The organism is Pseudomonas sp. MF08831, assembly GCF_059862645.1.
The window spans coordinates 438,989-448,362 of sequence record NZ_JCBCUX010000003.1 but is presented as its reverse complement, the minus strand read 5'-3'; the positions used below and the strand labels follow the sequence as shown (position 1 = coordinate 448,362).

9 protein-coding genes are annotated in these 9,374 nt (G+C 62.3%); 2 read left to right on the top strand and 7 right to left on the bottom strand.

What is annotated here, in order from left to right:
* Nucleotides 1-75 precede the first annotated feature (75 nt).
* The gene (locus tag AC19YS_RS08270; RefSeq protein ID WP_179676439.1) at nt 76-705 is read right to left on the bottom strand and encodes a LysE family translocator; all 630 of its coding nucleotides are present in this window, start codon (nt 703-705) and stop codon (nt 76-78) included.
* 136 nt (nt 706-841) lie between these two features.
* Between AC19YS_RS08270 and AC19YS_RS08265 the strand changes: the two genes are divergently transcribed.
* The gene (locus AC19YS_RS08265; protein ID WP_025854407.1) at nt 842-1,315 is read left to right on the top strand and encodes an Lrp/AsnC family transcriptional regulator; all 474 of its coding nucleotides are present in this window, start codon (nt 842-844) and stop codon (nt 1,313-1,315) included.
* Nucleotides 1,316-1,462: 147 nt separating this feature from the next.
* Here AC19YS_RS08265 and AC19YS_RS08260 read toward each other — a convergent pair whose 3' ends face one another.
* Genes AC19YS_RS08260 through AC19YS_RS08235 form a run of 6 tightly spaced genes read right to left on the bottom strand, consistent with a single transcriptional unit; the run spans nt 1,463 to nt 7,143 of the window.
* Entirely contained in the window at nt 1,463-2,395 is a 933-nt protein-coding gene (locus AC19YS_RS08260; protein ID WP_106575956.1) for a phosphatidate cytidylyltransferase, read from the bottom strand.
* Nucleotide 2,396: 1 nt separating this feature from the next.
* Entirely contained in the window at nt 2,397-3,017 is a 621-nt protein-coding gene (locus AC19YS_RS08255; RefSeq protein ID WP_500601429.1) for a lysophospholipid acyltransferase family protein, read from the bottom strand.
* A 9-nt stretch (nt 3,018-3,026) separates the two neighbouring features.
* Nucleotides 3,027-3,470: a hypothetical protein gene (locus AC19YS_RS08250; RefSeq protein ID WP_169367890.1), complete on the bottom strand. Its 444-nt coding sequence runs from the start codon at nt 3,468-3,470 to the stop codon at nt 3,027-3,029.
* The gene (locus AC19YS_RS08245; RefSeq protein WP_500601428.1) at nt 3,460-4,758 is read right to left on the bottom strand and encodes a phosphatase PAP2/dual specificity phosphatase family protein; all 1,299 of its coding nucleotides are present in this window, start codon (nt 4,756-4,758) and stop codon (nt 3,460-3,462) included. Before AC19YS_RS08245 ends, AC19YS_RS08250 begins: the two co-directional genes overlap by 11 nt.
* Nucleotides 4,759-4,760: 2 nt before the next feature.
* On the bottom strand, nt 4,761-6,515 hold the full coding sequence (locus AC19YS_RS08240) for a bifunctional alpha/beta hydrolase/class I SAM-dependent methyltransferase (RefSeq protein WP_500601426.1): 1,755 nt from the start codon (nt 6,513-6,515) through the stop codon (nt 4,761-4,763).
* 10 nt (nt 6,516-6,525) lie between these two features.
* Entirely contained in the window at nt 6,526-7,143 is a 618-nt protein-coding gene (locus AC19YS_RS08235) for a CDP-alcohol phosphatidyltransferase family protein (RefSeq protein WP_106575951.1), read from the bottom strand.
* A gap of 302 nt (nt 7,144-7,445) precedes the next feature.
* Between AC19YS_RS08235 and hflK the strand changes: the two genes are divergently transcribed.
* Nucleotides 7,446-9,371, top strand: a complete 1,926-nt coding sequence (gene hflK, locus AC19YS_RS08230) for a protease modulator HflK (protein ID WP_500601425.1) — start codon at nt 7,446-7,448, stop codon at nt 9,369-9,371.
* Nucleotides 9,372-9,374: the final 3 nt, after the last annotated feature.

Sequence of the window (9,374 nt, the reverse complement as noted above, 5' to 3'; positions counted from 1 at the left end):
AGCATCCCTGGCTAAGTGCGGCGTATCTTACACGCGTCTTTGATACAAAAGATGACGTGAATATGCCGCAAACGCTCAGGCGTGTTGCACAAAAGTGAGACGCACCGCAAAACCGATCAAAAGGCTGCCGAATAACCACTGCTGCAGGCGCTGCGCCGAGCGATTGCTGGCCAGCCAGCGGCCGATGCGCGCGCCGGCCAGGGCGTAGCAACAGTCAAACGCGAAGCCCACGGTCACCAGCATCACCCCCAGCCATGCAAACTGCGCCGCCACCGGGCCGGCCTGCGGGTTGACGAATTGCGGCAGCAGCACCGAGCAGAACAGCAGGGCCTTTGGGTTGAGCAGGTTCGTCAGCAGTCCGCGTTGAAAAGCCATGCGCCAGGCATGGGCGGGTGGTGCGCCGTGAGAGGCGTCGAGCGATGGCAGCCCGTTCGCACGCAGGCATTGCACGCCCAGCCACAACAGGTAGGCCGCCCCGCCCAGGCGCACCACGTCGAAGGTCCAGGGCGCCACCTTGAACAAGGTTGCCAGCCCCATGCCCGCCAACACCACATGGCATGCCCGGGCGAGGCCCAGGCCGATTGCCGTGGTCAGCGCCAGCGCTTTGCCCTGGCGCGCGCCGGTTTGCAGCAACAGGATCATGTCCGGCCCCGGCAGCAGAAACGCCACCGAAAGTGCCATCAGAAATAACCACAGCTCTGTCATGTTCCACCCCCTTGATGTGTCGGCTAATTCTAGGAGTGAAGGGCAGGGCAGGTGCTTGCGTAGTCAGCTTATAAAGCGTCTATTCTTGGCACTGTCTGCCATTGATTAAGCTAACGGCCATTCATTTATGCCAAATCTGAAACTTGATGCCTTTGACCGCAAGATTCTTGAAGCCCTGCAACGTGATGGGCGCCTGAGTAACGTGCAACTGGCGGATGAGATCGGCCTGTCTGCCTCACCCTGTTTGCGCCGTGTGAGGCTGCTGGAAGAAGCCGGGGTAATTCGCGGCTATCAAGCCACCCTGGACCGCGATGAAGTGGGCCTGGGCATGATGGTGTTCGTCGGCGTGAAGGTGGAGCGGCACAACGACACCGAGGCCAATGCCTTTCGCGAGGCGGTGACCGCACTGCCCGAGGTGATCTCGGCATTTCTTGTGTCGGGTGAGTCGGATTTTCTGTTGCAGGTGGTGGTGCCGGATTTGCGTGGGTACGAGCGGTTCGTCACCGGCAGCCTGTTGAAGCTGCCGGGGGTGCGGGACATCCGCAGCAACTTTGCGATCCAGACCGTGAAAACCCCAGGCGCCTTGCCATTGGGGCACCTGCCAGGCTGAACACTTGAAAACACCACCCAAACCACTGTGGGAGCTGGATTGCCTGCGATGGCGGTGTTTCAGTCAACAAATGGGTTGCTGGCCCACCGCCATCGCAGGCAAGCCAGCTCCCACAGTTGATCCACGTTGAGCTTGAGGTGGTATTTCTCAGGTCCACCAGTAGCGAACAAGGTGAAAGAAAATCGGCGCCGCAAAACACACTGAATCCAGCCGGTCCAGCATCCCGCCGTGCCCTTCGATCATATGGCCCCAATCTTTCACGCCTCGGTCGCGCTTGATCGCCGACATCACAATACCGCCGGCAAAGCCGAGCAGGTTGATCAGCAGTGCGATCAAAAACGACTGCCATGGATTAAAGGGCGTGGTCCACCACAGCGCAGCGCCGATCAGGGATGACAGCAGAATCCCGCCGACGAAACCTTCGACGGTTTTGGACGGCGACAGGTTGGGCGCGATCTTGTGTTTGCCGAACAGCTTGCCACACACGTATTGCAGCACGTCCGACAGCTGCACCACGATCACCAGGTAGGCGATCAGCAACAGGTTGCGACCTTCGTAGCCTGGAATGTCGAGGGTCAGCAAGGCCGGGACGAAGGACACGCAGAACACGGCAATCATCAGGCCCCATTGCACCTTTGACGCGCGCTCCAGGAAGTGCGTGCTGTCGCCACCCAGTGAAGCGAGGATCGGCAGCAGCAGGAACACGTACACCGGGATGAAGATCGAGAACAGCCCGTACCAATCGGAATAGATCAGCAGGTATTGCAGCGGCAAGGCCAGGTAGAACGCGGCCACCAGCGCCGGGTAGTCACTGCGGCGGGTCGGGGTAAGGGTGAGGAATTCGCGCAGGGCGTAGAACGACACTGCGTAGAACAGCAGGATCACCGCACCGGTGCCCAGCCAGAAGGCGATGCCGATCACCACGACCATCACCCACCAGGCGTTGATACGGGCGTTGAGGTTGTCGACGACCGCATTTGGCGTACCGCGGGTGCGCAACTTGAGGATCAGGCCGATCAGCGAGGCGAGCACCAGGATGGCGCCGATCCCGCCGAACAACATCAGGGTTTGGCTATCCATGTCAGACATGCTCCGGGGCAAGGGCAAGCAGGGCGTCGCGGGTGCGGGCGAGGAAGGCGGTTTTGTCTTCGTTATCTTCCAGTTGCAGTGGCGCACCGAAGCTGGTGGTGCACAGCAATGGCAGCGGCAGCACGCGCCCCTTGGGCATGACCCGGTTGAGGTTGGCGATCCACACCGGGATCAATTCGGCCTGTGGGTAACTTTTTGCCAGGTGGTACAGGCCGCTCTTGAAGGGCAGCAAGCCGTCTTCGAGATTGCGTGTGCCTTCGGGGAAGATGATCAGCGAGTCGCCACCTTCCAAAGCGGCGAGCATGGGTTGCAGAGGGTTACCCACAGGGTCTTTGCGCTCACGATCGATCAGCACGCCATTGAACACGCGGTTGATGATGTAACGGCGCAGGGCGCTTTTGTTCCAGTAGTCGCTGCCGGCCACCGGACGCGTGAACTTGCGCAGGTTTTGCGGCAGGGACGCCCACACCAGCACGAAGTCGCCGTGGCTGCTGTGATTGGCGAAATAGATGCGCTGCACCGGCACCGGCGCGCAACCCAGCCACAGGCTGCGGGCGCCGGTTACGGTGCGGGCCATTGAGGTAATCAGGGTGGCAACCACAGGTTCGAACATGGGGATTCCTTATCCGGCGAAAGGTAGCCACGGGCTGGCGAGGATCACGGCCAGGGTCAGCAGCATTTGTGCGCCCAGCAGCCAGGCCTGCTTGCGCAGCAGTTTGAGGGCGCCGCGACGGCGTTCGGGCCAGGGCCGGCCGACCCGCTTGGCCGATTGCAGGCCAAGGGTTTGCAGGGCCTGGTCGAGGTCGGGGGTGCGCTCGGTGTCGCGAGCGAGCAGGGCGAACAGGTCGGCATCGAAGGCTACGCGCAGTGCCCAGTACTTTTGCAGCAGCCCGAGGACAATCATCCACAGGCTGAGCAGCAGGCAGATTGGCGCGACACTCGCCATCAGCAGTTGGGCCAGGCCGAAAAGCACGCCAAGCAGCGTCAGGCCTGTGGATAACTGATCCAGCGAGCGACCACGACGCAGCAGGCTGGCGACCACCTGGAGTTCCATATCAGCGGGCATGGGCTAAACCCTCCAAAGCTTCTCGGTGAGCGGGGTGCAGGACCACTTGGGCCCGCGCTGTACGAATAATAGCCAGTGCCTCGTTTACGGTTGTGGCGCGCCTACTGTGCAGCAGCCAGGCTGCAACGGCGGTGGCGCTGCGTGAGTAACCGAGGGCGCAACACACCAGTAATGGCCCGCTTGCGCGCAGGCGCTCAATGGCTTGAGCGGCTTGCAGGCATTCGGCGGGTGTCGGCGCAATCAGGTCCAGCACGGGGACGCATGCATAAGCGCGGCCCTGTGGATTAATCGGCAATTCGGCGCACAGATCGACGATTGCCTTGAATGAAGCTTGCTCGCGTGTGGCGGGTATTCGACCGAGCCAAACGTTATCCACAATCAGGTCAGGCTGTGGATGCTTGCGTGTCCACAGGCGTGAGTTGAGCCACGCGGCGGCCAGGTAGGGCGCATACAGCCAGCGCGCGGCAGGCGTCAGCGTGCCGTCGAGCCGTTTTTGAAAGCCCGGCGCGCCGAGTACGAAGTAATTGGCCTTGATCAACCCCAGGGAAACCGCCGGCCATAGCAGCCACAGCCACCAGCCGCCGAGCGTTAACGCAAGAATCACCAATGCCAGGGCGCCCAGGCCATAGCGCGCCCCTAGCCCCCAGCGTTTTCGATCCCGCGTAAGCCGCGCATTCAACAGCGGGCTCGGGTGCTCCAGCGGCCATATCCACACGCATAACCAGCCGGCGAGGGCGCCTGTGGGTAAGTCGATAAAGTGATGTTGATAAGTGGTCAGCACCGAAATACCGATCAACGCGAACCACCCGTGCACCACCCAGCGCCAAAAGCCCTGGCTGTGGCGTTGGTACATGATCCACAGAATCACCAGCAGCGCGATGTGCAGCGACGGTGCCTGATTGAACGGCTTGTCGAAGCCTGCCAGCACGGCAAACAGCCAGCCAAATACGCCATCCAGCGCCGGCCGTTCAAAGGTGAACCGCAGTGGCCAGATCAGGAAGCAGCTCACGGCAATCACCTGGGCGGTGAGCAGGCGCAGCGCGTGTTGTTTCAGCTCATGGCGGCTAGTGGGCAGCAGCAGCGAGAAGCCGTAGAGCAGGTCGATGGACCAGTAGGGCACGATGGTCCAGGCCCAGAACGGCATATGGGTTTCCCAGCCGAACACCAGCGTGCCGACATCGCTGCGCTGGCTGGTGACCCAGGTGGCGAAGCCGTAGGTGCTGAAAAACAGCGGCGCCAACAGCAGCAACCACAGGACCGCAGGTTTTAATAAACCGGGTTCGCGCATGCTCAGATCTTCTGTGCCAGAGACACAGTGAAAATGCCCCATTCGTCCACACGCTGAGTGATCTTGCGAAAGCCTGCGGCCTCGACGAGTTGGTCCATTTCCGCCTGGCTGCGACGGCGCATCACCCAGGCCTGGCCCTGGCGATGGCTGGTCAGCGCGCGGGCAATCAGTTCCAGCTGCGGGTGCCATGGCTGGCCGGTGTACACCAGATAACCGCCGGGCTCCACGGCTTCAGCAAGGCCGGCCAGCGAACCGCCGACCATGGCGTTATCGGCAAACAATTCATACAGCCCGGACACCACCGCCAAGGTCGGCTTGGGGTCGAGCGCCGCCAGGTCCGCGCGATCAAACGCATCGCCTTTGACGAACTGCGCGATATCCCCCAGGCCTTTTTCGCGAATCAGCGCGCCACCGTCGCGCACGTTGATGTCGCTGTAGTCGCGCAGCAGGATCGACTCCGGCAGCAGCGATACGCCCTGCAAGGCCTCGAGAATGTAGCGGCCGTGGCCCGCAGCGATGTCGACAATGCGCACTTGGCGATCATCGCTGCGCAACTTGGCCATGGCCAGGCGCAGCAGCTCTTCGACATTCAGCTTGCGCTGGCGGATGCCACGCCAGCCGATGGAGTTGAGGTAGTTGGTGTCGATCATCCGCCCCAGCCCGCCTTTGCCGGTGGGCTTGTTGCGGTACACGTAATCCAGGGTGCTGCCGGAATCGAAGCCGGTATCAAAGCCCAGTTTCACCCCGTCCGAGAGGTTCTTGCCCAGGCCCATGCTGGCGCGGGTCATGCGCCAGTACAGGTCGCGCAAAGAGTTGCGCGCCAGCGGCGCGGCCAGGGATTCGGACTCGGCGCAGGTGGCGCCCAGCTTGTCGGCGTCGAGCAACGAGGCGCGGTCCAGCGGGTGCGCAAAGTTTTGCAGGATAAAGCGCCTGGCGCTGCTCACGGCCACGGCACGGTCGCGTTCACCGAGGGTGTCGTGGAAGAAGCCGGGCAGGATGTGCAGTTCTTTTTTCAGGCTGCCCAGGCGGTCGAAAAATTGCTGCTGGGGTTTGCGGTGCACCACAAAGTCGGAGCCGGAGATCAGCAGCTGAGTCGGCACCTGGATCGCCTGGGCATCGGCCACCACGCGGTCGGCAGCTTCGTACAGGCCGAGCAGCACATTCACCGATATCGCCTTGGTGATCAGCGGGTCGCTGTCGTAGGACGCGACACGCTCCGGGTCATGGCTGAGGAACTTGGCCTTGACGTAGCTGTTAACGAAAAAATTGCCGCGAAATGTGCGCATCAGCGCCAGGCCTGGACGCGCGAACGGCACGTAGAGCTTGACCTTGAACGCCGGGGAGGCGAGCACCAGTGCGCGGATTTTCGGCGCGTAATCGTGCACCCAGGTGGCTGCGATCACCGCGCCGACGCTTTGAGCGATCACCGCGCAATTGTCTTCTTCGATGCCGTAAGTGGCACCGATGTGGTCACGAAAGGTTTGCACGTCGCGGGCACTGGTGGCGAAGCTTGGGCTGTCGCCGCGCGCACCGGGCGACTGGCCGTGGCCACGGGCGTCCCAGGCAAAGAAGTCGAAGTGCGGCAGGTCCAGTTCATCGACCAGGTGGGCAATGCGCCCCGAATGCTCGTGGCCGCGATGGAACAGCAGGATCGCCTTGCGCGGCTCATCGCCAAGCGGCGCGGTGGCCGGCCAGTGCCGGTAGAAAAGCTCGACGCCATCGTGGGTACTGAAGCTGTGCTCTTGCTGTTCGCGCATCGCAAATTCCTTATGCAGAAGGGGACGTCGTTTCTTTGAGACCCTGGCGCACGCGGTTGACCAAAGTGTAGGCGAGCAGCGCCGCCACCAGCCACATCACCGCGTTGACCCAACCCGCGCCCAGCCAACCGAGCGCCACGCCGGTGGCCAGCACACCCAGTACAAACGCGCGATCACTCTTGCCCATTGGGCCGTCGTAGCGCCGCGACGCACCGACCATGGGCCCGAGCACACCGGCGTATTCGCTGAACACCGCCAGCAACGTCACCAGCAGCACTGGCGCCAGGCTCACGCCGGGGATCAGCGCAAAGGGCAGGATCAGCGCGCTGTCGGCGATCACGTCGCACAGTTCATTGAGGTAGGCGCCCAGGCGTGACTGCTGGCCGAATTCCCGAGCGAGCATGCCGTCGATGGCATTGAGGGCCATGCGCAGGATCATCCACAACGGGATCAGGGCAAACAGCCAGAGGTGTGGGGCAAAGCCTGCAATGAGCAGGCCGACCAGCAAGGACACCACGCCGGCCAGCACGGTGATCTGGTTGGCCGTGGTGCCGTTGTCGTAGAGGCGCTGCACGAGTGGGCGCAGTAAGTTTTGAAAACGCGGCTTGAGCTGATAGATCGAAATCATGGGAGGTGACGCTTCCTTGTCCGTTTACCCGCGAAAAACTGTTTTGGAGTGTGCCGATTAATCGGCGGCTGCACCAGTGATGGCTCGTGTTTATGGGGGTTAGTCACGCTCTTGCAGGCGCTGGAGAGTCAATGTGGGAGCGAGCTTGCTCGTGAATGCGGTGGGTCAGTGACAAATGAGCTGGCTGAACCACCGCATTCGCGAGCAAGCCCGCTCCCACAGGGGTTTTGTGTTGTTTTCGAACAAAAATTTCACGCTGCGTGTTATATCGTAACGAATTGTGTACAAACGGGCGTGAGTGGATGCAAGTGGATCTAGAAGCTGACGGCGCTTTGGTTGAAGGCTTGCCGCGTTTTCAGCAGGGGCTGTTTCATGCCCGTCGATTGCGCCAGGCCGGCATCAGCCTGACGGCCCTGGCCGTTTGCGCTTGGGTGCTGGCATTGTTTGTCGCCCTGTTTGCGCCGCTGTCGATCTGGCCGGTGGTGCTGATCAACTGCGCGTCGGCCTTATTGGTGTTGGTGGCCGGGCTGCAATCGGCGTGGTGGGTCGCCGATTGGCGGGCGCAGGCGTTGGAAGCGCCAACGGTGGAATTGATCGAGCCGCAGCTTGAAGGCACGGGCGGTTACGCGCGGTTTGTCGGACGTTTCGGCAGCAGCCTGCTGGCGCAGATGGGCGCGCCGGTGCTGTGGTTGAGTGGCTGGTCGTTGCTGGCATTGCTGAGCGTTGTCGAATTCTGGAACCTGGCACTGCCCGCTGCAGCCGTGGGGCAATCGGCAAGCATTGGCGCCGCGCTGGGGCTGGCGTTGGCCTTTGGTTTGCTGGTGTTCGAGCGTCGTCTGGCGCAGGAAACGGCTGCGCAATGGCCGGAAGCCTCACAGCTGGCGCAGTTAAGCCGGGTGGCGATTGCGTGCCTGTTGGTCAGCGCGATCTGCCTGCTGTTTGCCGGCGCGCAATCTGTATGGCCCTTGCGCCTGGCCGTGTTGATCGGCCTGTTGCCGGGGCTGGTCGCCGTGGAGTTTTTGCTCAGGGCCGTACTGTCGCTGTTCAGCCCACGTCAGCCGCGTCTCGAGCCACGGTTGATGGCGCAAAGCTTTATTGCCGGTTTGCTGCGTTGGCCGCCACAACCCTTGCAGGCGCTGCAGCATGAGTTGCACAACCGCTTCGGTATCGATTTGCGCCAGATCTGGGCGTTTACCTACATGCGCCGGGCATTCCTGCCGGTGCTGCTGGTGGTATTGGCCGTAGGATGGGCGCTGACCGGCGTGCACGAAGTGCCCCTGCAAGGCCGTGGGATTTATGAGCGCTTCGGCAAACCGGTGGCGGTGTTCGGCCCTGGCCTGCATGCCGGATTGCCGTGGCCGTTGGGCCGCGTCATCAGTGTCGAAAATGGCGTGGTGCATGAACTCGCTACCAGCGTCAGCGAGGCTGCCACACCGGAGCTGGCCGCCGCCGAAGGCCCGGCGCCGTCGATCGCCAACCGGTTGTGGGACGCCAGCCATGTGAATGACAAATCCCAAGTGATCGCCAGCAGCAGTGGCGACAAACAGAGCTTCCAGATCGTCAATATGGACGTGCGGTTCGTCTACCGCATTGGCCTGACCGATCAGGCGGCGTTGGCCGCCACCTATAACAGCGCCGATGTGCCGACGCTGATTCGCAGCACTGCCAGCCGCATTCTGGTGCACGACTTCGCCTCGCGCACGCTCGACGAATTGCTCGGTGAGCAACGCACTCAATTGGCCGACGAAATCGGCCGCTCGGTGCAGGCGGACTTGCAGAAGCTCAACAGCGGCGTGGAGATTCTGGCCACGGTGGTCGAAGCGATTCACCCACCGGCCGGCGCTGCCAACGCCTACCACGCCGTGCAGGCTGCGCAGATCGGCGCCCAGGCGCTGATCTCCCGCGAACGCGGCGCCGCCAGCGAACAGACCAACCAGGCCTTGCTGCAAGCCAGCACCGCGCGAGATCAGGCCTTGGCCACCGCGCGCGAAGTGAATGCTGGCGCGCAAGCGGCCGACCTGCGATTCAGCGCCGAACAAAAGGCCTACGCCACCGCCGGCCAGGCATTCGTGCTGGAACAGTACCTGGGCCAACTCAGCCAAGGCTTGGCCCACGCCAAGCTGCTTATTCTGGATCACCGCCTGGGCGCCGATGGCGCACCGACGATTGATCTGCGTTCTTTTACTTTGCCGGCCGACCCTATGGCGCCGCGTAAAGCCGTTCAATAAGGA